This is a genomic window from Brasilonema angustatum (genome assembly GCF_059505445.1).
On the sequence record NZ_JCACKO010000138.1, the window covers coordinates 74936 to 100394 of the forward strand.

The window sequence follows — 25459 nt, forward strand, 5'->3', positions numbered from 1 at the left end:
AGATGTCACAGGCAAAAGAAATTTTAGACTTTTGGTTTGGTAGTCCTGGTTCACCAGACTACGCTAAACCAAAGTCTTTCTGGTTCAGTAAAAAACCAGAGTTTGATGAACAATTGCGAATCCGGTTTCTCATAGATTACCAAAAAGCGGCAGCAGGATACCTAGACGACTGGATAGATTTTCCTGACAGTTGTTTAGCATTAATTTTGCTGTTGGATCAGTTTCCCAGAAATGTTTTTCGTGATACTCCCGAAGCCTTTGCTACTGACTGGGAAGCACTCTCAGTCGCTCAGCACGCTGTTGCAAAAGGATATGATCACAAGTTGCTACCCGTACAACGCTGGTTTATTTACTTGCCTTTTGAACATAGCGAAAATCTGGAGCATCAGAGTCAAGCAGTACGACTGTTTCACCAATTGGGTGACGATGGTGATAGTGTGAGTTCGATTGATTATGCAGTGCGCCATATGCAAGTGATACAGCGTTTTGGGCGCTTTCCTCATCGCAATAAGATTTTGGGAAGAATCTCAACTCCAGAAGAAAAGGAGTTTTTGAAGCACAAAGGCTCATCGTTTTAAGTTTATCAGTCCTGAGTTGTGAGTTCAGATACATGAGTGTCAACAAGTCGTTCAACGCTTGGGAACCAGTACGCCCTTAAAGGTTCCCACGCGTTCAGTGCACAAGCGTGTGGAGATGAAGCCCTCTGAATTTGTGTAACCTAAACTCGGTGTTTGGTTCAATTGAACGCATATTTGGTTTATGAACTGCCGCAACGATAGGCAAATTCAGGGCACGTCCATAAGCCAATAATCCCACGGGCAAAGCCTGTGGGAGCGTCAAGATAAAGTCTTTGTTCTAAATAAGCGCATTCCATTTGCCGTCACCAGCAACGAAGTTCCTGTATCTGCTAAGACGGCGATCGCTAACCCAACAAACCCAAATGTTCCCAACAGCAGAAACAAACCTTTTGTTACCAAAGAAAAAACCACATTCTGTTGAATCACAGACACGGTGCGGCGACTGAGTTCTACTGCATAGGCAAGCCGTCTCAAGTCACTACCAACTAGTACAACATCTGCTGTCTCTAGGGCAATATCAATTCCACCCACAGCAAAGCTAATATCCGCAGCAGCCAAGGCTGGGGCATCGTTAATACCATCCCCAACCATACCAACCACCCCAGAACGGCGCAGTTGTTGAATTGCTTGGAGTTTATCTTCTGGTAATAATTCTGCCCGATAATCTGAAATACCAACCTCTTGGGCAATTTGTTGAGCAACTGTTGAGCGATCGCCCGTCAGCATCACTAAGTGCTTTAGCCCAAAGCGCTTGAGCTGTCGCACCGCCTCCGTTGCTTCTAACCGCAGTCCATCCGAGAGCGCGATCGCTCCTAATAATCCTTGAGTCGTCCCTATCAGCACCGGGGTTTGACCGAGTTGTTCAATTTCAGTCAATAGAGATTCAGCTTCACCAGACAAGCGAATACCAGAGTCTGTGAATAACCGTCGATTGCCAACAAAGTATAAAACTTCACCAAAGCTTGCCTGAATCCCTTTACCAGGTAAGGCTGTGAAGTTAACAGGTGTTTCTAACTCTATTCCTTCTAAGCGAGGGTTTGCTACAATTGCCTTTGCTAATGGATGTTCTGAGAGTTGCTCAAGTGAAGCTGCAATCTGTAACACCACATTTGTACTTACCTTCCCAAGGTCATAAACCTTTTGTACAACGGGTAAACCTTGCGTAAGGGTGCCAGTTTTATCAAAGGCAAGGCTAGTCAGACGTCCGGCTGTTTCCAGTGCATTACCTCCTTTGAATAATACCCCCTGTCGGCTTGCAGCACCAATAGCGCTGACAATCGAAACAGGAGTGGAAATTACTAAAGCACAGGGACAGGCAATTACGAGCATCACCAGCGCTCGATAGAGCCAAACGTTAAAAGATTGAGCAAATGCCAAAGGTGGAATGACAGCAATGGCGATCGCGATCAAAATCACAATCGGGGTGTAAACCTCTGCAAACCGATCCACCCACTGCTGCGTGGGAGCACGGCTTCCTTGGGCTTCTTCTACCAAATGAATAATTTTGGCAACGGTCGTATCATTAGATGTATGAGTGACTTGAACTTCTAAAAAACCTGATTGATTCAACGTCCCTGCATAAACCGTATCGCCTCTTTCTTTATCTTCTGGGATTGACTCCCCTGTAATCGGGGATTGGTCAATAGCGCTTGTACCAGAAACGACTATGCCATCCAACGCCACGCGCTGTCCTGGTCGAATCGTCAAAATTTCACCAACTTGAACATTTTCAACAGGTACTGTCACCTCCTGATTTTCCCGCTTAACTGTAGCAGTCGGTGGAGTCAAATCCATCAAGGCGCTGATAGCATTGCGCGTACGACCAAAGGTAAAAACTTGCAGCGTTGTACCTAAAGAGAACAAAAACAGGACGAGTGTTCCTTCAAACCAGTCCCCTAAAATCACTGCCCCAATAACTGAAATCGTCATCAGCAGATTCATATCGGCGCGGCGCAAGCGCAACTCAAACAAACCAGCCCGTGCAATAGGATAGCCTGCAATGACGATGCCAATGCCATAAAAACCTCGTGCTATCCAGACGGGAAGCGCTAAATGTTGCGCCAGTAAGCCCAGGATTAACCCTACTCCCGCTAAAATTACGCTCTGTCCTCGACGGTTAGCAATCCAGAATTTCCAGCCTCCTGGATCGCGTTTTTGAGTCGGTTTGGCGACTGGATGAGCGTGGTTATGGTCATAATTATGGTCATCGCAATCGTCGTGGGTGTTATGGCGCTCACTTGCCTCAAGACTCTGCTCAGTCGTATATCCCAGACCTTTAATTCGGTCATAGATTGCTGCTTCACTTATTAGTTGCGGGTCGTAGGATAGTTGCAATCGTTCAGTGGCAAAGTTAACCGATACATCTGTTACCCCTGCCATTTGCTGCAAGCCGACCTCAATCGTCTTAGCACAACTGCCGCAATCCATTCCGTTTACTTTCACTTGTAGCTTTTTAACTGAAGCCACTTCAACGTGTTCGTGGTCATCAGAACAGGAATGAGAGTCATGGTGCGGCTTTACCTCACGACTGTGCTCAACTGTATAACCTAAAGCTCTAACCTGGTCATAAATTGTCGTCTCGCTAAGGAGTTGCGGATTATAAGATACTTGCATTCTTCCCGTAGCAAAGCTGACCGATGCCTCCAAAACGCCTGTTATTTGCTGCAAGCCAACTTCAACTGTTTTGGCACAGCTGCCACAATCCATCCCCCCGATTTGTGCCTGTAGCTTTTTAGCAGGTGCTACCTCAACATGGGTGTGGTCGCTGTCACAGCAGTGGGTGTGATTATGCGGCTTTGCTTCACCACTCAGTTTAACCGTATAACCCAAAGCAGTTATGCGATTTCTAATTTCAGTTTCGCTTAAAAGCTTAGTGTCATAGGAAACTTTGACTTTTGCAGTTGCAAAGCTAACAGTTGCTTCGGTTACACCGCGTAATGAAAGCAAGCTGGCTTCAATGGTCTTAGCACAGCTTCCACAGTCCATGCCATTAACTTGTAAAAGCTCAGTCTTGAGGGAAGGGGTTTGAGTCATGGCAGCTAAAGAGAAAGGACTAGAAAGTTAACTGCCAATATTCTAATACAACAATTGAATAATTATTAAATTGTACAAAGGTTATTCTTTTAGGTACTATTGAAATTGAGAACCATTTTCTACTAAGGAGACTGTAAGCAACCTCGGTCTAAAGACACGAGGCTTCAGCCCAAAACTTCGGTTTAACTGAAGCCCAGCTTACCCGGCTGAGTACTTCGGTACTACGTTATTCACAAGAGCTAAAACACCTACCAAGGAATGCGAAGCCAGTTCTTTGCTCTAGTACCAAAAGATTAAACATGCGTAAGGGTTTAAAGCCAGTGTCTTTTGGATGTGCCGATGAATAACATTGCCAAGGCTAACTTTACTCCCGAAAGGGAAGGCTCTACGGAGCAAAATCATATGCGTACAGGTGAGTCCAGTACTGAAGGAGGGTCTCCCTCCGTAGGTATCTGGCGAACCCGAAGGGGTTATAGGTATCAGTTCGTAACTGCCCGAACGAAAGTTGAATGCAAAACAACACGGTTCCAGGTAACCCCAAGGCGGTATGAAGGCGAATAAATTCGCCGTGTCGTGTTTCCTCCGTGGTCTCAAGACACACGGTTTCCACACTCCCGAAAAATCATCATGAACAAGCGCAAGACAAAGCAAGACTTGGATAATCTCACTAATTCTGAGGCACCAAAGTGTGATGCTCACGTAGTACATCTAGATAATGTACGCTCCTCGGCAGGGCAAATCTTGCCAACAGAAAAAGCACAGCAGATAGCAGAACTCTTTGCGGTGTTAGCAGATACGAACCGTCTACGCCTCCTATCTGCTTTGGCTTCCCAAGAGTTGTGTGTTTGCGATTTAGCCGCATTGATGAAAATGACGGAATCCGCCGTTTGCCATCAACTAAAATTATTGAAAGCTATGCGTTTAGTTAGGTATCGGCGAGAAGGTCGCAACGTCTATTACAGATTGGCTGACAGTCATATTGTTAACCTGTATCAATCTGTAGAAGAACATTTGCAAGCGTAACAGCAAGTTTAGTGCTAATATTTCTTTAAGAGAAGGCGAAACACCTATCAGAAGACGATTTAGGATAGGATTTGTTGCCATAATTCTTTTTTTCTATCCTCCTTTTTTCTATCCTCTGGGTGTATACATGATAATCAGTACACTCAGTAATGCTAAACAAACTCCCACCATATCGTAACGGTCTGGAGTCACTCCATCAACCTTCCAACCCCAAAGCATTGCCATTGCAATAAACACGCCGCCGTAGGCAGCATACACTCTACCAAAGTTCGCAGGCTGGAGAGTCGCGAGCATACCGTATAAAGCTAACCCAATAACTCCTGCAATGCCCCACCAGACAGGTTTTCCTTCTTTTAACCATTGCCAGACGAGATAGCCGCCACCAATCTCAAAGAAGCCAGCCCAGATGAAGTAAAGTAAGGACTTGAGTATTTCTTTCAATTGAGAACACCCTAGCTAATTGTTAAGATTGTTTACAAATTATAACTTGTCTCAAGTTTGTGTATTGGCAAGAGTATACGAAAACACAACAATTGTGACTTATTCTATCTTTTGGAAATGACATCCTGGTGAGATTTTCTGACATTATGAGAAGAATATGAAAATTTCAAATCGAGAAACTCCTGATGAGCGAAAAACACAGGCCCAGCCTTAGCGAGGTTCACCGCAGTATCAAAATTCCAAACAGCAGTAGCTTTTGGCGCAAAATGCTTGCCTATGGAGGACCAGGGTATTTGGTGTCAGTCGGCTACATCGATCCAGGTAATTGGGCGACTGACATTGCTGGGGGGTCAAAGTTTGGTTACACTTTGTTGACAGTGATTTTGCTGTCAAACCTCATGGCAATATTGTTGCAATCGCTATGTGTACGTTTGGGTGTTGCTACGGGGCGAGATTTGGCGCAGGCTTGTCGAGACTATTTCAGTCCACGGATCAGCTTTTGTTTATGGGTTCTGTGTGAGATTGGTATTGCGGCGTGTGACTTGGCGGAACTACTTGGAAGTGCGATCGCACTGCAACTTTTGTTTGGTATTCCTTTAGTTTGGGGAGTTTGTATCACTGCCCTTGATGTGCTTGTGTTGTTATTCCTGCAAGGAAAAGGCTTTCGTTATGTAGAAGCTTTGGTGATTATGCTGGTAGCAACTGTAGGCATCTGTTTCATAGCAGAAACTTTTTTTTCTCGACCTGATTTGAGAGGAGTTTTGTTGGGATATCTGCCCAACCGAGAAATTTTACAGAACTCAGAAATGCTTTACATCGCTATTGGTATTTTAGGGGCAACGGTGATGCCTCATAACTTATATTTACACTCTTCTATTGTGCAAACACGCGATTGGCAACCAACGGTTCAAAAGCAATGGGAAGCAATTAGATTTGGCACAATTGATTCAACAGTAGCTTTATCGTTGGCACTGTTTATTAACTCAGCAATTTTAATTGTGTCTGCCGCAACGTTTCATTTTTCTGGAAATCAAAATGTAGGAGAAATTCAGGAGGCTTATAAACTGCTTTCCCCATTATTAGGAGTGAGTGCTGCTAGTGCCATATTTGGCATCGCCTTACTTGCTTCTGGACAAAGTTCAACGCTGACTGCTACTTTGGCTGGGCAGATTGTCATGGAAGGATTTTTACAATTTAAGTTTCCTTCTTGGCTACGCCGTTTAGTAACCCGTCTGCTTGCTATTGTTCCAGCGTTGATTACAATTCTTATCTTTGGGGAAAATAGTACAAGCAGCCTCATAGTTCTTAGTCAAGTCATCCTCAGCTTACAGTTACCGTTTGCTGTGATTCCATTGGTAATGTTTACGAGTAACCGCCGCTTAATGGGTGAGTTTGTGAATCCACTATGGCTCAAATTTTTAGCCTGGGGAGTTGCAATTGTCATCGTCGGTTTAAATGTAGAGTTACTATCACAAACTTTTTTGGGTTGATTAGATCTTCTTAATTGATTTGATGCGTATACAATATTGGTAATAGGGAACACTTTTGTGCAAATCTAAGTAAGTCGGTGCAATAAAACTAAACTGTGTGAAGAAAAGTAAATAAGGCTCAAACTCTTACTCTCCCTGCTCGGGTACTCCCTGCCCCCTGCCTTAACAATAAGTTACCTGTAATAAACTAGGCTACAAACAAAAGTAGCAGTATTTTTGAATCATATCCAGATATCTTTCCATACTGGATATTTTCCTATCTCACTCAGTTGTCTCCTTATTGCCTACACTCAAACAACAGCCATGCTGGTCATTGACCCAGCTCAGACTTTTCAAAACGCCTAACTTCAAATCCCCGTAAATTTTCTGGTTCTTCGTATTCTATTAAAACTTTTTGAACCATAGCAGCGGGTGGTCCTTGGTAACACCAACGAATCATTTGTCCTACAACCGTTTGACTACCTTCAAACACTGCTTCCACGCGACCATCTGGGAGATTTCGTACCCAACCTGTCAATCCAAGTTGGATAGCTGTATCCACGGTGGAGTAGCGATACCCTACTCCTTGAACTCTTCCAGATATGAATACATGAGCGCGGACTTGCTTTGGGTGCGGTGTGGTATTCTGCATTAACTGGTCAAGTCTTTACTATTTTCAGTTTACCTTGTTTATGATCCACCAGAAAATTTTGAATTCCAACTAACTTGTGTATGTCTAACTTGCCACCACTGACAACAGAAACTATTTGGGCAATTCTGAATGAGCACATTGATGATGCTACAGTCAACCAATTGGTATGGCATTGCTTGGGGTATCGCTATGACTCCTCAACAGAAGAGTGGGATACTCACCAAGTCGCACCAGAATGGCGGGATGAGTACCCACAACCACCAGATTTTATCGATAGTCGCCCCGCAACTGTCAAGCTGACTCGTTCTATTCCTCAAGAGAACAAACAGTCATTGAAAGAAAAACTGGGTTTCAAAGGTTATAAAATTGGTGAATTTGGACCTCGGCAAACACGGAGGGCAACAGCGGCAAATTGGTTGTTAAGTTATATGCAACTCAATAGCATTGACTTCTGATTGGGCTGTTCGCGTAACGTCCCGCAGGCGTATTCCCAGGAATTTTAGGTGCTAAGGGCACAAAGTAATACTCTGTGCCCTCACAGCAAGGCTTTGTGTTTTACCCAATTGAAAACTGCTAATCACCAAGTGATTTACTCGGTACTTCAACTGCTGTCACATCAATTGTGCCTTCTGGAGTCAAGCGCTGAAAATGTCCCTGTTGCACCATCAACTGTTCCCCACAATTAGGACACTGCAACTGAGAGTGCTTTAAACCCGTAAATTGGTATCTACAAACGGGACATTGATCAGTGACCAAATTGTATTGCAGCCAGAAGCGAAACCCAAAAAAAATGAGAATGGGTGCCAACAACAATAGCCCAATAATAATCAGCAAGGAGTTAACCAACCAGCCCAAGCCTAATGACGCCAGCAACCATGTAATTGCTAGCAAGGTGAGCCAAGGGCGTAAATTAGATAGATTAAGCTGAAACGTTTTAAGGCTCATTTTTTAAATGTCTCTTGCTCTCCCTCTAGGATAGCGATTTTATTGACACAGTCCTAGTCATGCTTTGCATACAGTCACAAGCACAACGTCGGCACAAAATTCCATTCAAGCTAAAAAGTCAATAGTCACTTATTCATTCTTAATATAAATCAGTCACAAAACTCAACAAAGATGCAATGGTTAACTCATCCCCCGGCTATGAAATTTTCACTCCGTTTAATTTCATAAAAAGCCGGGGGGAAATCGAACTCATTAGTCCTTAGTCGCGAGTCTTAGTAGTTTTAGTTCCTAAGAGGAACCGCTGCGCTACATGATTTTTCGTATTTAATCATACTAATGACTAATGACCAATAACTAATGACTAAGGCGACAAGGCGACAATTCCTCCCCGCTCTAGAACGAACGGGGCAACCGAAGTCGCCTTCTGGTGACTATGAATTCTTGAGGGAAGACAAAAGCTGTTCTTTTAAGCGCAGCGCAAAAGTATGGATACCAAATAGAGCGATCGCCTGTTCTCGCAACCATCGTCCATCACAACGTTGGTCATCTCCTTTGAGTATTTCTATACAAGCTTGTGCCACTGCATTTGGTTCCCGGTGTGGCACTCGCCATCCCAGTGTACCATCCTGCAACGGCTCGGCTGACCCATCTGCATCACCGGACAACACGGGGACACCACAAGCCATCGCTTCTAGGTAGACAATGCCAAAACCTTCAGCAGAGGGCATTACGTAAGCATCAGCAAGACGGTAGTGTTCTACTAATTCTTGTGTGGGAACGAACCCAGCAAAGATAATGCGATTGCCAACCCCTAAATCTTGAGCAAGTTTGGCTAATCGAGGTTGATCATCGCCACGACCAATAACCAAATATTTTACCTCAGGGAAAACCTCAGCTATTTGTGGTAGCGCTTTAATTGTGACATCTACACCTTTATAAATATCACCAGACCACAGTCGCGCCACGGTCATCAGTACTTTTGCTCCTGTCAAATCATAGCGTTCTAACAACGCTGTCGATTTTGTTCCTGGAGTAAAGTTATTACCATTCACAGCACAAGGTAATAGTTTGACTTTGTTAGGGTCAAGGTTATTGACAGCACACGCTACTTGACGAGTGTAACGACTTACTGTCCAAATGTGCGCTGCTTTTTGCAAACTAAACTTCGTAAGGGTTGGTAACGCCTCCCAAACTTCTTTACCATGAGTCATAACTGTGTAAGGTATTCCCAAAGGTTGACACAACAAACCAACTAAGGGGGCAAGGTTTACATGACCGCAGAAAACGTGACTTGGTCGGTGGCGCAACAGATGGGAAAGTAATGCTAGAGTGATTCTGATTCGTCCCAGTTGAGGAGACTGGGATTTGAAGTAATGAAATTTTAAACGTTCTGACTCAAAAGGATTTGAGCAGCTATGACTATCTCTGAGTAAAAATACTTCTGCATAGAAAGGTTCGTCAAGTGCTAGGTAGGCTCGAAAAATATCCTTTACATATGATTGAATTCCGCCTTCTCCCTCAAAAACTTCTAGGAACACGAAGACTTGATTTACTTTAGTGTTGGAATTTTGACTGAAATCTATACGTTTTTCTGTGAGAAATTTATCCATAATTGACTACTTTGCTTCGAGATTAACTTTCTCAAACTACTATTTTGTAGTCAATTTCATTGAAAACTCTTACGACTGCCCCTGTAAACCATACTTGACGATGAGCAAGCAATTTCTCCCATCTGCACCACGTTCATAGACAACGTGGTCAGCCAAACGCCGCAGAAGAAACCATCCATATCCTCCTACTTGAAGTGTACCTGGCTCTGGTTCTTCAAGCGCATCAGGATTGAAAGGTTTTCCATAATCCCAGATTCTCATCTCCAACCGATCCATCCATAAAGAAACATCAATTTCTATGGCTGTTTCCGGAGGTAAAGCATGATGAGCGTGACGTACGGCGTTGGTAAAGCCTTCTGCTAATGCTAGGTTGAGGCGATAGAGTTGACTTTCTGACCAACCAAGTTGAAACAAGTGTTGTAGACAAAATCGTTCAAACCATTGTTGCACCTGATTTAGAAGCTTCAGTTCGCTCTTCACCGTCAGATGGTCTTGCTGCACGATGCTTAGCATTGACCTTGACTTATGATAAGTGAGTGAAAAATGTTTGTACCTTTTGTATACTACAGATTTTATATTCTGCAATATAGTGTCCATACAAAATTTAAATCCGAAATGCAACCTGGTTAATGAAAGTTAACGCCTGTTTATTTATCAAGAAAAGCACACCTTGTACTTTTCCAGAAACAAAGATTTTCAAAGAACTTTGTGTGGACGCTTTATCGCTATCATGACCGGGGATTTTAAGAAGATTTCGCCTCTTATATCCCAACTGCTTTGGTTCCCAGCACACCACATGGTGCCCAAGTCGGCTGAGTATTATTTCTTTATTAATTAGAGTGTTGGGTTCCTATGCTGCAATCAACGCGTAGGTTTCCACCTTTTTAGTGACGCAATCTATTTTAGCGTATTTTTTGACAAAACTGAAGCCGAGCCCCTGGTTTCTCTCGCCAGTGCAGGTTCACCTATTTGAAGAAAGTTTGAGGTTGGATATCGAACCTCAAACTTGGTAGCTAATGCAATGCCCGTATTTTTTTAGGTAACTAATTTAGAACAGTCCAAAGGTAAAGGACTTATCTATTGGGAAAGTTGCACCAATTCCCAACCATAAAGTCACCAAGGTACCAAATAAGAATACCGTAGTTGCTACTGGACGGCGGAAGGGGTTTTGAAACTTATTCACGTTCTCAATAAAGGGAACGAGCATCAGTCCTAGAGGTACCGAACCCATCAGTACCACCCCTAAGAGCTTGTTAGGAACTGAACGCAAAATCTGAAATACGGGATAAAGATACCACTCTGGTAGAATTTCCAGCGGTGTAGCGAAGGGATTCGCTGGTTCCCCATTCATGGCAGGATCTAATACAGATAAAGCCACGATACAAGCAAAAGACCCCATAATCACAATTGGGAAGACGTACAGCAGGTCATTAGGCCAAGCTGGTTCGCCGTAGTAATTGTGACCCATGCCTTTTGCTAGTTTGGCTCTTAACTTTGGATCGCTCAGGTCAGGTTTTTTCTGTGTCGCCATTTTTTAATGTGCTCTCCTGCTGAAATTAATTTCAAGCTTTTGTCAAAACCATAATAAGTGTGGGCATTAACTTTTAGCTTAAGATGCGAGTGAAGTGCTCTTCTACCTGTTATGTTTAGCCTTTAACTTTCCATAAGTTTAGAACAAATGACTCGATCTTGAAACTAACAGTTTATGCCCAACCGTTCACAACTTGCGATTACAATGGGCCGGAAATCCCTTGTTTACGAATCATCAAGAAGTGGAATAGCATGAAGACGGCAATTAGCCAAGGCAGCACAAAGGTGTGTGCGCTGTAGTAACGAGTCAGTGTCGCTTGACCAACGCTGGAGCCGCCACGTAGTAAGTCAGCCATCAGGGTACCGACCACGGGAATTGCTTCTGGTACACCACTTACAATTTTCACCGCCCAGTAGCCAACTTGGTCCCAAGGCAATGAATAGCCAGTCACACCAAAAGAAACTGTGATCACAGCTAGAATCACACCACTCACCCAAGTCAATTCGCGGGGCTTTTTAAACCCACCCGTCAGGTAAATCCGGAAAACGTGCAAAATCATCATCAGCACCATCATACTGGCAGACCAGCGGTGGATGGAACGAATGAGCCAGCCAAAGTTCACATCATTCATGATGTGCTGCACCGAAGAATAAGCTTCAGCAACAGTTGGTCTGTAGTAGAATGTCATGGCAAATCCAGTCGCGAACTGGATAAGAAAGCACGTCAGAGTGATTCCACCCAAGCAGTAGAAGATATTGACGTGAGGAGGGACATACTTGCTGGTGACGTCCTCAGCAAGCGCTTGAATCTCCAAGCGCTCCTCAAACCAGTCGTAAACATTAGCCATACAAGCTCAGGTTCCTAAAAATCGATTCGCGGTTGATAAACTTCCCAAATTGTTTCAGCTTTGGGATTTTAGTTAAACAGGCATTTGCTCGTTTCTTTTTGAGCAGTCAGAATGTTAAAAGTTTAAAAAAAACTTTACACTCTGAAAAGAGGGTATGTATTGCGTTCTCTTTGGCGTCAAACACACAGTGGTGGTGGACACAATGTCGATTTTATCTTTTTGGAAGTAGAATGTGCGCTCTTTAATTTTGATCTTGACTGAACAATTAGATGAGAGCAATGCACCACTTCTATAAAAAAAGTAACATAGTCGAGAGACAGATTTCATCAAAAAGTAAAGACGCTTAGGCAAACTCTGGCAATTTGGGTTGAAAGTGGAAGTAAAAATGGGATTCATGCAGAAGAAAGTTTTTCGGGCGGGATTATCCCTGTTATTAGCGTTTTGGGTAGGTTTTTGCGGTTTTTGTCAACCTGCCTCAGCTTTGAGCGACGAACAAAAGCTAGTAGCACAAGTGTGGAGAATTGTTAATCGGACATATTTGGATGAAACATTTAATCATCAAAACTGGGCGTCGGTACGGCAAAAGGCTCTGGCAAAGCCGCTCAAAGATGACCAATCTGCTTATTCAGCAATTCAAAACATGCTCCAGAGTCTTGACGACCCTTTTACCCGTTTTTTAAATCCAGAACAGTACCGCAGTCTACAGGTCAATACTTCTGGGGAACTCACAGGAGTTGGATTGCAAATCGCTCTCAATGCCGAGACGGGTTTATTAGAGGTTGTAGCCCCCATAGCAGGTTCACCAGCAGAAAAAGCCGGAATTAGACCGCGCGATCGCATCTTAAAAATTGAGGGTATCTCCACAGAAAAACTTACCCTTGACGAAGCTGCAGCCAAAATGCGGGGAGCGATTGGTAGTTCTGTCACTTTGTTCATGCAACGAGACAAGGAAGAATGGCAAGTTCAACTGGTGCGCGATCGCATTGCACTCAACCCAGTCGTAGCAGAATTACGCTCTTTCCCTCAAGGAAAGTCTATCGGCTATCTTCGCCTCACACAATTTAATGCTAACGCTCCTATGGAGTTAGCACATGCCATTTCCAGTTTAGAAAAAAAAGGGGCTGATGCCTACATTCTCGATTTGCGAAATAACCCAGGCGGACTATTACAAGCTGGAGTTGAGATTGCCCGCTTGTGGTTAGAATCTGGTACCATTGTTTACACAGTGAATCGTCAAGGCACTCAGGGGAGCTTTGAAGCATTTGGCCCAGCCATGACTCGTGATCCACTAGTGGTTTTGGTCAATCAAGGAAGCGCCAGTGCTAGCGAGATTCTTGCTGGTGCGTTGCAAGATAATGGTCGTGCGACTTTAGTAGGAGAAACCACCTTTGGCAAGGGTTTAATCCAGTCCTTATTTGAATTATCCGATGGTTCTGGCTTAGCTGTCACTATTGCTAAGTATGAAACCCCCAACCACCGTGATATCAATAAACAAGGTATAAAGCCAGACAAATTGATTTCCTCTGAACCAATCACTCGCGAACAAATTGGCACAGAAGCAGATGTTCAATATCAAGCAGCTATAAAATTTTTGGCGAAAAACTCTGTAGTAGCAGGCGCAGCATAGTGTGGGTTAGGGGAGATGAGGGAGTGCGGGAGTGTGAGAAAATATCAATACCTCCTACTGTTCCTCTTTCCTTCCCTCCCCATCTTTCTCAAAGTAGGGGTTGTACTTGTCCTAAAGCCGTTAAATCCAAAGAAGCCAAACGCGTATAAGCATTATCGATAACACGCTTTCCCCGGAGAAAGCCTGTGTTAGCGCCAGGGCAAATGTATTGTAGTGTTTCTGGCGTGAACCGCTCTAATAGTAACTTGACACTTTTGATTTGTCGGAACCAGTGAAAAGTTTTAGCCCTTCGTAGGGGTACAGGTTCACCTTGCTGGTTGGGAAGGATATGACGTCCGGTAAATAGTACGCCGCCTCGCTCTTGGTAGTATAGACTTGATGAGCCAGGAGAATGACCAGGTGTCCAAATTAATTGCGCTGTTGAATTTAAGGTAAAATCTATATTAAAGGTAGTTACATCTACTCCTGGTAATAGGTAAGCTTCTTGCTCCTGAATCAAAACTTCACAATTGAAAGTTTTCTGAATTTCTGCTGTTTTGCCAATAGCGCCTCGATGAGTCAGAAATAGGTGGCGCACTCCTCCATGCGATCGCAAAAAATCTTGATGAATTTGATCCCAAGCTGGACAATCTATCAGAATATTGCCTTCGTTTCTTACAATAAAATAAGCAGTCCCCCCTAATGTGTCTCTGTTTGGTGGAAATGCAAAAATTGTACTTAGCGCCAAATCCGAGCGGGGGTTTTCACAAATCAGACCTTCGTTAGAGAAGACCGCTCGTGGTAGCTTTGCCGTATAATTATTTGACTCTTGAGGCAAGGAACACATGGGAAAAACTGTTAGATGAGGAGTTGTCGAAAATCAGGTGACAGTGTTGGACAATTGAAGTAGAAACGCAAAATTTCCCAGGACTGTTGACTGTTGTCATAAAAATTGAATTTTGGGGGCATATGCTTGTGGTTGGGGCTGCAAAGCGCTTGACGACAAGCAAGATTTAACATATTAATACAACTGAAAGTCACATGAATTTTTGGTTTCTTCTTCTACTGGGACTAATCACTTATTTGATGGTGCAGCGCAGTGTTGCTCAAATCACCAGAACGCCTGTGTGGCTCTTGTGGTTAGTACTCATGATACCAGCACTGCTATGGACAACTTGGACAATAGTATACGGGGCAAAACAACCTCCGCCAAGAGCGTTGATGATTTGGCCATTAATTATCTGTCCTCTGTTATACTGGGTATTGTTTCAGTGGGGGCGTCGCTCGCTAAAGGGAACTCATACTGAACCACAAAAAGTACCACAATTACAACCGGATATACATAATATCGCAGAACCAGCACCAGTGCGTCCCATTGAGCCAACGGAAGAAACCCAGCTAAGAAATTGTTTTCCCTGGTCTGTATACTACATTCAAAACATTGAGTATCGACCCCAGGCAGTCATCTGTCGAGGTCAATTGAGGACGACACCAAACAACGCCTACGAGCGGATTAAGGCAAATGTTGAAAAAGAATTTGGCGATCGCTTTTTAATTATCTTTCAAGAAGGTTTTACTAATAAACCTTTCTTTGTGCTTGTTCCTAATCCTCAATTGGCAAAAGCTAACAGTCGCGGTCAACAAAAGATAACACGACCAGGATTAGCGCTCATACTCCTAGCACTGACATTGGTAACGACTACCTTGGTGGGTGTGCGATTTGCTGGTGTCAATTCTACAATGCTTGCATCCAACCCAGCCGAACTTCTCAAGGGATTGCCTTATGCCTTAGCCTTGATAACGATTCTGGGTACGCACGAACTTTGTCACTACTTAACGGCACGATTCTACAAAATTCGTTCAACCCTGCCTTACTTTATCCCAATGCCTTTCTTCTTGGGAACCTTCGGTGCATTTATTCAAATGCGTAGTCCAATTCCCAACCGCAAAGCTTTATTCGACGTCAGTATCGCAGGACCCCTTGCTGGCTTTATCATGACCTTACCACTTCTGGTATGGGGTTTGGCTCATTCCGACATAGTTCCCCAGCCAGAAAAAACAGGATTGCTCAACACAAATGCCCTCAATCCCCAATATTCAATTTTACTGGCGTTACTTTCAAAGCTAGCTTTGGGAAGTCAGCTAACATCAAACTCAGCTATTCATATGCATCCAGTGGCAGTCGCTGGTTTTTTAGGATTAATTGTAACAGCACTGAATTTAATGCCAGTAGGACAACTGGATGGAGGTCACATAGTCCATGCGATGTTTGGACAAAGAACAGCAGTGATTATTGGTCAAATTTCTCGCTTGTTACTGCTGCTACTTTCTTTGATACAGCCAGAATTTTTTCCGTGGGCACTTATCTTATTGTTCTTACCATTGATTGATGAACCTGCTTTGAATGATGTCACAGAACTTGATAATAAGCGTGATATAGCGGGATTGCTAGCAATGGCTTTGTTAGTCATCATTGTACTACCGTTACCGCAAGTACTTGCTAGCTTGTTACATATTTAACAACTGAAGCAAACCTAGAGGACTGCCGAGTCCCAAAAGCTACTCAAACAAATCCAGAAACAGCAGTCCTCACCACTAGTACCGCAAAGCGGAAGTCAAAAGTCAAAAGTATTATGGAACGGGCTTTTTAGGAATTTTAAATGGTGAACCAGCGCTGCAGGAGGGTTTCCCTCCGTAGGCGACGGGCGTTCCCGAAGGGTTGCCCTATTTACGCCGCTCTGTACTAGTTACTTTTAATCCAATCTCGAAGCGCACGAATCACAGTATTTTCGTTTTGAGTTTGGCGCTGTTGCAAAAATTGATTGAGCGCTTGTGCAGATACCTTGGGAAAAGCAAGGCTAAATTCTGATTCAACATAGTCTCGATGAGACGCATCTATTTGCAGGTGATAAATTTTTAATCCCTGTTTTTTGGTGTAGCACCAAACTTCAGGAATGCCTAGGGCAAGGTATACTCCAATTCTGTGGGTAGAAGGACTCGTAATATCCACTTCAATAACCAGATCGGGCGGCAAATCTTTAGGAATTTCAGGATCGAGTCCTTGGAGTTGATTGGCGTTCTGAATATAAAAACAAGTATCCGGTTCTGCGCCTTTATCAAGATCCTCCCTGTCTAGAGTTGTTGATCCCAAATCAATAACATTTAATTCCAGTTCTTCTGTCAGAGTTGTGACAATTCTTGCCAACAGCCGATTAATAATTTCGTGGAGTTTGGATGGCATCTTAATTTGGAGGATTCCCTGATCATAGGTCAGACGGGCAGCACGGTGGTCACCCATGTCAGTCAATAGGGCTTTGTAAGTTTGCCAACTCACATTGGGGAGGACAACATTTTGGGTGACTTTGCCTTGAAAGTCTTCCAGTTCAAGCTCACTCACTTGTGTGGAAATCATCACCATATGTGCTGTCTCCCTAGTTAAGACTATATTATCAGAGCGTTTTCTCTCGGGTCTTTATCTATTATCCACGGTTCAAAAGTGCATGATGTCATCCATTCCGAGAAGCGATTGCGCTTTTGTGCTGACGGAGGTTTTATCTTTAATTGGAATAGTATCAAACAAAATGCTTGTGGATTGATCGCAAGAGTCACAAATATTGCTAAATAGTTCAACCTATAAAAATCTAAAATGTAGGGTGCGTTAACGAAGTGTAACGCACCCTACGGAAATCTTATGTTTAATTTGGTTGACTTACTTACTAGCTTGCCAAATAGGGGAATTCTCGTACTCGCAGCAGTACTTTTGTATGCATTGTGATCCTCTCTTACCTCACCGACTTGAGGCTATCAACTTGCTTGGTAAACAAATTGCTGAAAATGCTCATGACAGTACGATTACGTACCTTAATATTTGCACTTATTGACATCCCTGATTGCAGAGGTAATTCCTGATTGTTAATACGCAAAAATTGTTTATCTAAGCGTATTTTAGCAGGAAAACTCTCATATGGACGAACTTGTTCAGGTGGCAAGGCATCAGAACCAATCCAAACTAACTCACCTTTAATATCGCCAAACTCACTAAAGGGGAAAGAGTCAATTCTAATGTTGACTTTCATTCCTTTTCTCACAAAACCAATGTCTTTATTGGTGAGAAAAACTTTAGCCGTGAGAGCTTCATCAGGGACAATTTTGAGCACTGGTTGACTAGAACTAGCAACAAATCCGGGAGACTTGGCTTTGAGGTCGAAAACAATTCCATCAGATGGAGCACGCAGTTCTTGATATTGTAAAGTGACTTGAGCTTGGCTAATCTGACTGTCAATTTCAGTAATCTGCTTCTCATTTTCTATGATTGCTTTGTTCAAGTCTCTATCAACAGTTGCAATTTGTTTTTCGTTGTCAGCAATTTTTGTGAGTAAATCCTTTTTTGCTCCAGACATTGTATTTAGGAGCTTTTCTTTTGATTGGGCGATCGCATATTGTAAACGCGCTTGCTCCTGCCTTAACTGTTCCATTTCAGCTTGCTGCTGACTGACTTCCTGTTTTTGCTTGAGGTATTGTACGCGAGAAATTCCTCCTTGTTTAGCAAGTGGTTCAATACCATTAAGAATGGTCTGACTAACATCTTTAACTTGTTTAGCAGAGGAGAACTGAATTTGCGCTTGACTAAGCTGTCTTTCTAATTTTTCTGTTTCCAATTTAGCATCTGCGAGCCGAGAATTTAATTCTGCTTTGCTAAATTCTAAACGAGCTTCTTCCTCTGGCGCTAACTGATGATTTTGAGAGTTTTCACTCAACTGAGCACGATACAATCGATTTTCGGCTATCAGCGCTATTCGATTTTTTGTCAAAGAAGCGATCTCTGGAGGGAGATTAGTTCGCTCAATGAATTGCGGATTTGATAAAGCATTTTTCGCAACAAGTTGGGTACGGTAAAATTGAACTTCCTGCATTAATGTGTTGCGAACTTTCTGTAGAGAAAGCAGTTGCGATCGCGCTGTCGTTGGATCTAGCCTTAACAGTACATCACCACGGTGTACCTTTTGCCCATCCTTAACATAAACAGCTTTCACAACCCCGTTCACAGGTGTTTGTATTTCTTTTACTGTATCTTGCGGTTCAAGCTTCCCTTGAGCTGGAACTGCTTCGTCAATTTTGGCAAAATTTGCCCAAATCACTACCAAAGTTGTCATTCCCAACAGTCCCCAAAGAATCACCCGTGAGAACAAAGGCGACTGTTTCAGCACAACAGATGGTGTAGATTCGTTCTGTTGGACAATTTGTACAGGTACTTTAATCTCAGTGTCTAGTATTTTTCCAGAGACAACACGTTTGTGATCAAGTTTCATTGTTTTCAATTCACTCATAGCCGTAGTTTTTATCAGTTATCAGTTATCAGTTATCAGTCATCAGTCATCAGTTATCAGTTATCAGTCATCACTGTTCCCTGTTCCCTGTTCCCTGTTCACTGTTCCCTGTTCCCTGTTCACTGATTTAAAGTTGTGCTTCTTGTTGTTGATAAAGGCAGTAGTAACGTCCCTTTTGCTCCATCAGTTCATTGTGGGTTCCTTGTTCTGCAACTAACCCTTTTTCTAGTAGCAAAATGATGTCAGCGTTCTTGATTGTACTTAAACGATGGGTAATAAAAAACACTGTTCTTCGTCTAAATGCTTCTGCCAAGTTGTCACAAACTTGCCGTTCAGATTGATAATCTAGAGCACTGGTTGCTTCGTCGAGAATCAACAAGCGAGGGTTTTGTAAGACTGTACGAGCAATAGCAATACGCTGTCGCTGTCCTCCAGATAAGGATGAGCCTCTCTCTCCAACTCTGGTGTTATAGCCATTGGGCAAAGACATAATAAAGTCATGAGCTGCAGCAACTTTGCTTGCTGTCATAATTTCATCAGTTGTGGCGTCAGGATTTGTCAGTGCAATATTTTCCTGTATGGTTCCGTCAAACAAAAGTGAGTCTTGAAGCACCATGCCAATCTGACGACGCAGGGAGTAAAGTTCTATTTTGGAGATGTCGTAGCCATCGATGAAAATTCTGCCAGACTCTAAGTCATACAGTCGTGGTAAAAGTTTCATCAAAGTGCTTTTACCAGAACCACTTTGTCCGACAATACCAACAAATTTTCCGGTTGGGAAATCCAGGTTAATATTATTCAACTGAAGTGGAGCAGTTGGTGTGAAGCGAAAGCAGACGTTTTCATACTTGACAGTACCATCAATAGCAGGTATAGGAATGTTTTGACTGTCTTCATCAACTTCTGAGGGAGTATCCAAGATATCTGCAAGGCGTTCTAGAGAGAGAGCCGTTTGTTGGAAGTTCTGCCACAATTGGGTTAATCGTAATAAAGGAGCGGTGACGTAACCAGAAATAATCCGAAAGGCAATGAGTTGTCCTAAAGTGAATTGTCCTTTGAGGACTAAGTAGGCTCCTACCCATAACACAAGTAAGGAAGAGACTTGGTTAAGAAAATTGCTGGTGACACTAGCAGCCGTGGAAGTGACAACAGTTTGGAATCCAGCGGTGACATAATTACTGTAGTATTCTTGCCACCGCCAGCGCGATCGCAATTCAATATTTTGGGCTTTGACTGTTTGAATACCTGACAGCGCCTCGACTAAATAAGATTGTGTTTCAGAGTAACGTTCAGCCTTAAAACGCAGTTGACGGCGCATGATTGAGGAAAAAACTATCGTCAGAAAAGCAAACAAGGGTACAATCGCCAAAGCTACAAGAGTCAAAATCCAACTGTAAACCAGCATCACCGCGATGTAGATTGTCGAAAAAACTGCGTCCAACACAACTGTTAAAGCAGTTCCTGTCATAAAAGAGCGAATGTTTTCCAGTTCACTGGCGCGAGTGGCTAACTCCCCAACAGGACGTCGTTCAAAATAGCGCAAGGGTAAACGAAACAAACGGTCAATAATTTCAGAGCCTAAAGTCAAGTCAATCCGGTTAGTCGTATCAACAAAAAGATAGGTGCGGACACTCGTTAAAAGTCCTTCAAAAACAGCCATGATTAAGAGCAAAATCCCCAATACGTTCAGGGTTTCAAAGCCGTTCTGAATAATCACTTTGTCGATAATGATCTGGATGATTAAGGGATTAGCCAGACCAAACACTTGGACAAAAAAGGAAGCAATCAGAACTTCCAAGAGAACTTTGCGATATTTCAGCAAAGAAGGGACAAACCAACTTAAACTAAATCGCTTTCTAGGAGTATACTTGGCAACTTTCAGCAGTAAAACCTGACCTTCTTGACCCCAATTTTCAACAAAATGATCAGGATCTTGCTGGACAATCCCAACTTCTGGTACTCCCAGGACTAGCTTTTTCTCGCTAATTTCATAAACGATAGCGAAAGTATCTTGCCAGCGAATCATAGCTGGAGCTTGCAGTTTTGTGATTGCTTTTGCTGACACGTTTATCATTTGAGTATTTAACCCAATGAGTTCACAAACAGCACCGCAAAGCTGTAGTGAAAGAGTTTGAGTGCGCGAAATCTGGTTGTTGAGGATTTGATCAATCACATCCCGGCGAAAGGGTATATTTAAATGCTGGCTCAGCATTTGGAAGCAAGCTAAAGTCGCCTTTAGAGGACCTCTACCATGAACATGAGGATATTTTGGCTGTGATTGAGTATCTGATGGTTTTTCTAACCTACGAGGATGCTCTGGTGCTAATGGTACTTGTTGTAGTAAAGGGTCTATCCTTAAGGAATCTTTGGTTCTAGATATAGATGCAGAGGCAGAAAGGGTTGCCCGAGGCAAACCGACTAAGCGAACATAACCAAAAGTTTGTACCTCTAGATACGTCATGGCATCGTTTAGTTGTAAGCGGGTTCCCACAGGAAAATCTTTAAGTATCCCACCACTGACAAACCACACCAATTGAGGATCTAGCTGATCCAAAGGTATTGTCTCTTCTAGGAACGTGCAGACAACTGCTTCGTCTAAAACTTTGAGAGTCAGTTCTTTGATATCTGTCGCACCATATGAAGCCAAGACAGTTTCACTATCAGCTCGCTTTGCTAACTCAGTACTCAGTAGTTCAAAAACTTCAACCGCAGTACAGCGATTTTCAAAACAAATAGAAATAGCAGGAGAATGACTCAGCAACGCTAAAAACTCTGTGGCGCTTAGAGTCAGACAAATGGTTTCTGTAGAGGCTATGACTGTTTCGCATGGAATCCCTCTTATTAAACTAGTCCAACCCAGGATTTCTCCTTTTTGAACTAATTGCAGCGTTTCAGGCATCTGAGCATTCGGGTCATAACCCAGCAAGCGGGCTTGTCCTTGATAAATGATAAATATTTGAGAAGGCATTTGTTCCCGCACCAAAACGCTCTGACCCATGTGGTAGCGTAACATCTCAAACTTTGGAACTAATTTTGCCAGTTCTTGTGTCGGCAGTTGATTGAAGGGAAATAATTCAGAGATGAACTCTTGTATGGAAGCAGTATAAGTCATGCGATTTTGGATAAGTTACTAGTCCTTAATCATTGGTCAGAAATCAAAAGTCTTGGACTTTTGAGTGTTGACTTGCACCCTCCTACCTCCGGGTATGCGCACACAGGAGACGCTAAGAGTGAGCGCGCAGCGTCTGGTGGAGAAGATACGCCAGTCGCCTGCGCCAGGGTTACCCTACCAAGAGCGCCGCTGGTCTCACCTTTGGTCTTACTTTGTGGAAACTCCATCTTGTGACTGAGATGAAGAAGAGATATGACCTGATAAAGTGATAAGACAAGTTAAAGGTCAGAAGATAAACTAATTGTTTGTTCTGCTTTTTGAGCCACGTTTGAAACACTTATTCTGCCAGCCATTGTGCAAAGATGAATTTTTCTAGTCGTATAAGCACAAACCAACCTCCCATGTGAGTCGAACGTCAAAGTTGACATGGTTTACAAAATTGAAGGTATATGCACCAATACCGAAAGCGCGAAAGTTCTCAGTAGTTCTCTTTCCTGCTGTGTTACTCGCTCTTTTAATTGGTGTGTGGCAGATTTAAACGACCCTGACTAGTTTTTGGTAGGCACTTGTGGCGTAGACTTTATTTCTACTTTGTCAGGAATGAAAACCTTTTACAATATCTTCACTATCTTAAGGTGATTTCAGGCAGATTGTAACGTCAAAATACTATTGATTTCTCAAGGATTTCATCAATCTTTCAGTACTTTTACTGTAGAATCATATATTTTTTACTTAAAAAATAAAATTAATAATTCTGTACAAACTTAACCAAAACTATAGCCCCTATTAGCAGGGGCTAGTGAAATCAGATCTGGAATCACCGTAAGGTGCTTGTAACTTATACAACTTAACTGGATGCTGAGTTAGTTGCCTGAGAAACTTTCGCTGTAGGTTGACCTCCACCCATGCGAATTTCAGAAGTGAATGAAGCTGTGCTAAAACCATCAACACGTTTCACCACACTCACCCGCATCCGCAAATTGGGACTGGCAAACCACAGGCGTTCCTCATAGCACACGGTTTCGTACTCTATTGTTAAGGTCAATGCGTCATCACTGCCTATTTTGTAGCGTCCAACAACTGGGGGTTTCCCAGGAGAATCCATTGCCCGCAGGAATTTGCCTTCATTGGGATTATCTTGATCTGGAATAGCAACGAATACTGTAGAACCAGTCTGTTTTTTTTCATTCCCTGCCATAGTGGCATTCCAAGTCACTTTGGCACCGTAACAACTGGGGCTATGGTCAACATTGTACTGTTGGCACAGTTTTACTACTTCTGGATCATTACTACTCAGTGTTTCTATGATTGTGTCTGATTTGCCGTTTTCTGATTGCTTACAAGCCAAATCATGACTGGTACGATGGGAAAACCATTTACCAGCGATTAACTGAAAAAACTCTTCAATATTCATTAATGAAATTACCTTGCCTCAAAATCTTTTTTATTTCACTTCTTCCAAGGTAGCAGGAGGGAGTCACCCCCAAAGCAATTCGCTCATTCAAAATTCGCTCATGGACTGCGTCCCGCTGCGCTAACAAAATTCAAAATTTTTGAATGGCTTAATCTGCTTCCTCCAAGCGTTTCAGGGAAATTCTCGCCGCTTCAGCAACGTGGTTATGGCTATCTTTTTCCAGGTATTTTAAAGCTGAAATACTTTTTGGACTGGGAAGATGACCTAAGGCTTCTGCAAGACGCTGACGCACTAACCAATCATCTGATTGGGCAAAGCGCAAAATGAGATCCACAGACTCGATATCTTTGATTTCTCCTAATGCAGCGATCGCCGCTTGTTGTAAAATGACTTCTTCACTGTCCAATGCTTTTATGAGGATTTCACGGGCACGACTGTCTTTGAGATTACCAAGTGAAACAGCTGCGCTAAACCGTACTAACCAATCAGTATCTTCATAAAATATTCGCATTAGGGGTTCAACAGCTCTAACATCACCTAAATATCCTAAAGCACCTGCAGCATCCGCACGTATACCATAATCCGGGTCAGTTTCTAGGATTCGCACCAAAATTGAGTAACTTTCTTCTGTTTGCTTGACTCCCAAGGCAAAGATTGCCATTGATCTCAGTTGCAGAGACTGGTCATCCAGGACTTTTTTAATCAAAGGGAGTGCGTCCTCTGCTGCAATATGCCTCAATGAGGCGAGGGCTACCATGCGATCGCGCAAATTTGAACTTTCTAACTGGGTGGAAATTTCCTGTAAGCTTGGGACTGCCATCTTCTTTACTTAAATGAGTTTTCCTATTTTTCTTCATATTAAGTATCATTACAAATTCTCAGACAGATTCGTTAAACGCAGGAGTAAGTAAATCCGTACCAAGTTGATTTGAAAATCTAACTACAGGATTAGTAACTGTAGTATGACAAAATGTTACTCTTTTAAAAATCAAAACAAGTTCGTAACAAAATATTTACATCTTTGGATCACGCAAAGTTAAAACCCATGAAAACCCAACAAAATCAACACTTTTTTGGTAAAACACTTGGTATAGCGATCGCTACAGCCAGTCTTTTGATCAGCACTCCAACTTTCGCCCAGACTCCCTCAGCTTCACCAACCAAACCAGCCACGTCAGGTGCTCCAACTACTGGAACAACTGGTGCAGGTACAGTTGTCGATGTTGCCAGCTCCAATAGTTCTTTCAAAACCCTGACCAAGGCTTTGAAGGAAGCTGGTCTTGTAGAAACCCTATCTGGAACTGGTCCATTTACCGTGTTTGCACCCACGGATGCTGCATTTAATAAGCTACCAAAGGCGACTTTGCAAAAACTACTCAAGCCAGAAAACAAGGCAACTTTGACCAAGATTTTGACCTATCATGTCGTGTCTGGTGCACTTGATTCCAAAAGCCTCAAGTCCGGTCCGGTTAATAGCGTTGAAGGTAGCCCACTTAACGTTAAAGTTGGCAAAGGTGTAACGGTGGATAAAGCAAAAGTCACCAAACCAGATGTCACAGCTAGTAATGGCGTGATTCACGCGATTGATACAGTGCTTATTCCTCCAGGCGTGAAGCTGTAGTGTTTGCGCTACAACCTCTAACGACATAGAGAACGATACATCTCGGCTTGGAGTTCAGCCTTTACCCCGTGTTCTCAAAAAAGGGCTAGAGGCGTAGATACAGGTTATATTGCGTACGAAGTGCGTTGTAACCAATGCCATATTCAGCTTAGTTGTTCTGACGTTCCTTGAGTTGCAGTAAAATTTACGTGTGCATTTCGCGGCTAACTGTGTAGAAAGACGGTGACACCAAGCCAGAAATTAAAGCGAT

21 protein-coding genes are annotated in these 25459 nt (G+C 43.0%); 7 read left to right on the forward strand and 14 right to left on the reverse strand.

What is annotated here, in order from left to right; genetic code table 11:
* Window positions 1-2: 2 nt before the first annotated feature.
* On the forward strand, window positions 3-578 hold the full coding sequence (locus AC5JM2_RS26515) for a DUF924 family protein (RefSeq protein WP_495837805.1): 576 nt from the start codon (window positions 3-5) through the stop codon (window positions 576-578).
* A gap of 258 nt (window positions 579-836) precedes the next feature.
* Here AC5JM2_RS26515 and AC5JM2_RS26520 read toward each other — a convergent pair whose 3' ends face one another.
* Entirely contained in the window at window positions 837-3611 is a 2775-nt protein-coding gene (locus AC5JM2_RS26520; protein WP_495837806.1) for a heavy metal translocating P-type ATPase, read from the reverse strand.
* A 627-nt stretch (window positions 3612-4238) separates the two neighbouring features.
* Between AC5JM2_RS26520 and AC5JM2_RS26525 the strand changes: the two genes are divergently transcribed.
* Window positions 4239-4634, forward strand: coding sequence for an ArsR/SmtB family transcription factor (locus AC5JM2_RS26525; protein ID WP_495837807.1), 396 nt, complete (start codon window positions 4239-4241; stop codon window positions 4632-4634).
* Window positions 4635-4742: 108 nt separating this feature from the next.
* On the opposite strand, the gene AC5JM2_RS26530 is transcribed toward AC5JM2_RS26525, so the two are convergent.
* Window positions 4743-5075 (reverse strand): YnfA family protein, encoded by a 333-nt coding sequence (locus AC5JM2_RS26530; protein ID WP_495837808.1) that lies wholly within the window; start codon window positions 5073-5075, stop codon window positions 4743-4745.
* 185 nt (window positions 5076-5260) lie between these two features.
* On the opposite strand from AC5JM2_RS26530, the gene AC5JM2_RS26535 reads away from it, so the two are divergent.
* Entirely contained in the window at window positions 5261-6565 is a 1305-nt protein-coding gene (locus AC5JM2_RS26535) for an Nramp family divalent metal transporter (protein WP_495837809.1), read from the forward strand.
* 310 nt (window positions 6566-6875) lie between these two features.
* On the opposite strand, the gene AC5JM2_RS26540 is transcribed toward AC5JM2_RS26535, so the two are convergent.
* The gene (locus AC5JM2_RS26540; RefSeq protein ID WP_495837810.1) at window positions 6876-7196 is read right to left on the reverse strand and encodes an acylphosphatase; all 321 of its coding nucleotides are present in this window, start codon (window positions 7194-7196) and stop codon (window positions 6876-6878) included.
* 80 nt (window positions 7197-7276) lie between these two features.
* Between AC5JM2_RS26540 and AC5JM2_RS26545 the strand changes: the two genes are divergently transcribed.
* On the forward strand, window positions 7277-7651 hold the full coding sequence (locus tag AC5JM2_RS26545) for a DUF1823 family protein (protein ID WP_495837811.1): 375 nt from the start codon (window positions 7277-7279) through the stop codon (window positions 7649-7651).
* A gap of 118 nt (window positions 7652-7769) precedes the next feature.
* Here the strand turns inward: AC5JM2_RS26545 and AC5JM2_RS26550 are convergent, their stop codons facing one another.
* From AC5JM2_RS26550 to petB, 5 genes are all read right to left on the reverse strand, one after another.
* Entirely contained in the window at window positions 7770-8141 is a 372-nt protein-coding gene (locus tag AC5JM2_RS26550) for a hypothetical protein (protein WP_495837812.1), read from the reverse strand.
* A 431-nt stretch (window positions 8142-8572) separates the two neighbouring features.
* Window positions 8573-9751 (reverse strand): glycosyltransferase, encoded by a 1179-nt coding sequence (locus tag AC5JM2_RS26555; RefSeq protein ID WP_495837813.1) that lies wholly within the window; start codon window positions 9749-9751, stop codon window positions 8573-8575.
* 69 nt (window positions 9752-9820) lie between these two features.
* Complete coding sequence (locus AC5JM2_RS26560; RefSeq protein ID WP_495837814.1) at window positions 9821-10264, reverse strand: ATP-binding protein; 444 nt, start codon at window positions 10262-10264, stop codon at window positions 9821-9823.
* 535 nt (window positions 10265-10799) lie between these two features.
* On the reverse strand, window positions 10800-11282 hold the full coding sequence (gene petD, locus AC5JM2_RS26565; RefSeq protein ID WP_495837815.1) for a cytochrome b6-f complex subunit IV: 483 nt from the start codon (window positions 11280-11282) through the stop codon (window positions 10800-10802).
* A gap of 199 nt (window positions 11283-11481) precedes the next feature.
* Entirely contained in the window at window positions 11482-12129 is a 648-nt protein-coding gene (gene petB, locus AC5JM2_RS26570; RefSeq protein WP_495837816.1) for a cytochrome b6, read from the reverse strand.
* A gap of 385 nt (window positions 12130-12514) precedes the next feature.
* Between petB and ctpA the strand changes: the two genes are divergently transcribed.
* Entirely contained in the window at window positions 12515-13756 is a 1242-nt protein-coding gene (gene ctpA / locus AC5JM2_RS26575) for a carboxyl-terminal processing protease CtpA (RefSeq protein WP_495837817.1), read from the forward strand.
* A gap of 88 nt (window positions 13757-13844) precedes the next feature.
* Here the strand turns inward: ctpA and AC5JM2_RS26580 are convergent, their stop codons facing one another.
* On the reverse strand, window positions 13845-14582 hold the full coding sequence (locus AC5JM2_RS26580) for an MBL fold metallo-hydrolase (protein WP_495837818.1): 738 nt from the start codon (window positions 14580-14582) through the stop codon (window positions 13845-13847).
* Between the two features lie 194 nt (window positions 14583-14776).
* Here AC5JM2_RS26580 and AC5JM2_RS26585 point away from each other — a divergent pair, with 194 nt between their 5' ends.
* Entirely contained in the window at window positions 14777-16255 is a 1479-nt protein-coding gene (locus tag AC5JM2_RS26585) for a site-2 protease family protein (protein ID WP_495837819.1), read from the forward strand.
* A gap of 223 nt (window positions 16256-16478) precedes the next feature.
* Here the strand turns inward: AC5JM2_RS26585 and AC5JM2_RS26590 are convergent, their stop codons facing one another.
* The 5 genes from AC5JM2_RS26590 to AC5JM2_RS26610 form a co-directional block, all read right to left on the reverse strand.
* The gene (locus AC5JM2_RS26590; protein WP_495837820.1) at window positions 16479-17153 is read right to left on the reverse strand and encodes a Uma2 family endonuclease; all 675 of its coding nucleotides are present in this window, start codon (window positions 17151-17153) and stop codon (window positions 16479-16481) included.
* Window positions 17154-17517: 364 nt separating this feature from the next.
* Window positions 17518-19044, reverse strand: a complete 1527-nt coding sequence (locus tag AC5JM2_RS26595; RefSeq protein ID WP_495837821.1) for a beta-barrel domain-containing protein — start codon at window positions 19042-19044, stop codon at window positions 17518-17520.
* Between the two features lie 145 nt (window positions 19045-19189).
* Window positions 19190-22174 (reverse strand): peptidase domain-containing ABC transporter, encoded by a 2985-nt coding sequence (locus AC5JM2_RS26600; RefSeq protein WP_495837822.1) that lies wholly within the window; start codon window positions 22172-22174, stop codon window positions 19190-19192.
* Window positions 22175-23021: 847 nt separating this feature from the next.
* Complete coding sequence (locus tag AC5JM2_RS26605) at window positions 23022-23588, reverse strand: phycobiliprotein lyase (protein WP_495837823.1); 567 nt, start codon at window positions 23586-23588, stop codon at window positions 23022-23024.
* A 148-nt stretch (window positions 23589-23736) separates the two neighbouring features.
* On the reverse strand, window positions 23737-24408 hold the full coding sequence (locus tag AC5JM2_RS26610; protein WP_495837824.1) for a HEAT repeat domain-containing protein: 672 nt from the start codon (window positions 24406-24408) through the stop codon (window positions 23737-23739).
* Window positions 24409-24633: 225 nt separating this feature from the next.
* Between AC5JM2_RS26610 and AC5JM2_RS26615 the strand changes: the two genes are divergently transcribed.
* Window positions 24634-25209, forward strand: a complete 576-nt coding sequence (locus AC5JM2_RS26615; RefSeq protein WP_495837825.1) for a fasciclin domain-containing protein — start codon at window positions 24634-24636, stop codon at window positions 25207-25209.
* The last annotated feature ends 250 nt before the right edge of the window (window positions 25210-25459 follow it).

Excerpts from the sequence above, each read along its gene's own strand:
- AC5JM2_RS26535 (WP_495837809.1), top strand. The coding sequence starts at position 5,261 with ATGAGCGAAAAACACAGGCCCAGCCTTAGCGAGGTTCACCGCAGTATC.
- AC5JM2_RS26555 (WP_495837813.1), bottom strand. The coding sequence starts at position 9,751 with ATGGATAAATTTCTCACAGAAAAACGTATAGATTTCAGTCAAAATTCC.
- AC5JM2_RS26525 (WP_495837807.1), top strand. The coding sequence starts at position 4,239 with ATGAACAAGCGCAAGACAAAGCAAGACTTGGATAATCTCACTAATTCT.
- AC5JM2_RS26545 (WP_495837811.1), top strand. The coding sequence starts at position 7,277 with ATGTCTAACTTGCCACCACTGACAACAGAAACTATTTGGGCAATTCTG.
- AC5JM2_RS26540 (WP_495837810.1), bottom strand. The coding sequence starts at position 7,196 with ATGCAGAATACCACACCGCACCCAAAGCAAGTCCGCGCTCATGTATTC.
- AC5JM2_RS26615 (WP_495837825.1), top strand. The coding sequence starts at position 24,634 with ATGAAAACCCAACAAAATCAACACTTTTTTGGTAAAACACTTGGTATA.
- ctpA (WP_495837817.1), top strand. The coding sequence starts at position 12,515 with ATGGGATTCATGCAGAAGAAAGTTTTTCGGGCGGGATTATCCCTGTTA.
- AC5JM2_RS26580 (WP_495837818.1), bottom strand. The coding sequence starts at position 14,582 with ATGTGTTCCTTGCCTCAAGAGTCAAATAATTATACGGCAAAGCTACCA.
- AC5JM2_RS26520 (WP_495837806.1), bottom strand. The coding sequence starts at position 3,611 with ATGACTCAAACCCCTTCCCTCAAGACTGAGCTTTTACAAGTTAATGGC.
- AC5JM2_RS26600 (WP_495837822.1), bottom strand. The coding sequence starts at position 22,174 with ATGACTTATACTGCTTCCATACAAGAGTTCATCTCTGAATTATTTCCC.
- petD (WP_495837815.1), bottom strand. The coding sequence starts at position 11,282 with ATGGCGACACAGAAAAAACCTGACCTGAGCGATCCAAAGTTAAGAGCC.
- petB (WP_495837816.1), bottom strand. The coding sequence starts at position 12,129 with ATGGCTAATGTTTACGACTGGTTTGAGGAGCGCTTGGAGATTCAAGCG.
- AC5JM2_RS26550 (WP_495837812.1), bottom strand. The coding sequence starts at position 8,141 with ATGAGCCTTAAAACGTTTCAGCTTAATCTATCTAATTTACGCCCTTGG.
- AC5JM2_RS26590 (WP_495837820.1), bottom strand. The coding sequence starts at position 17,153 with ATGGTGATGATTTCCACACAAGTGAGTGAGCTTGAACTGGAAGACTTT.
- AC5JM2_RS26595 (WP_495837821.1), bottom strand. The coding sequence starts at position 19,044 with ATGAAACTTGATCACAAACGTGTTGTCTCTGGAAAAATACTAGACACT.
- AC5JM2_RS26560 (WP_495837814.1), bottom strand. The coding sequence starts at position 10,264 with ATGCTAAGCATCGTGCAGCAAGACCATCTGACGGTGAAGAGCGAACTG.
- AC5JM2_RS26585 (WP_495837819.1), top strand. The coding sequence starts at position 14,777 with ATGAATTTTTGGTTTCTTCTTCTACTGGGACTAATCACTTATTTGATG.
- AC5JM2_RS26610 (WP_495837824.1), bottom strand. The coding sequence starts at position 24,408 with ATGGCAGTCCCAAGCTTACAGGAAATTTCCACCCAGTTAGAAAGTTCA.
- AC5JM2_RS26605 (WP_495837823.1), bottom strand. The coding sequence starts at position 23,588 with ATGAATATTGAAGAGTTTTTTCAGTTAATCGCTGGTAAATGGTTTTCC.
- AC5JM2_RS26515 (WP_495837805.1), top strand. The coding sequence starts at position 3 with ATGTCACAGGCAAAAGAAATTTTAGACTTTTGGTTTGGTAGTCCTGGT.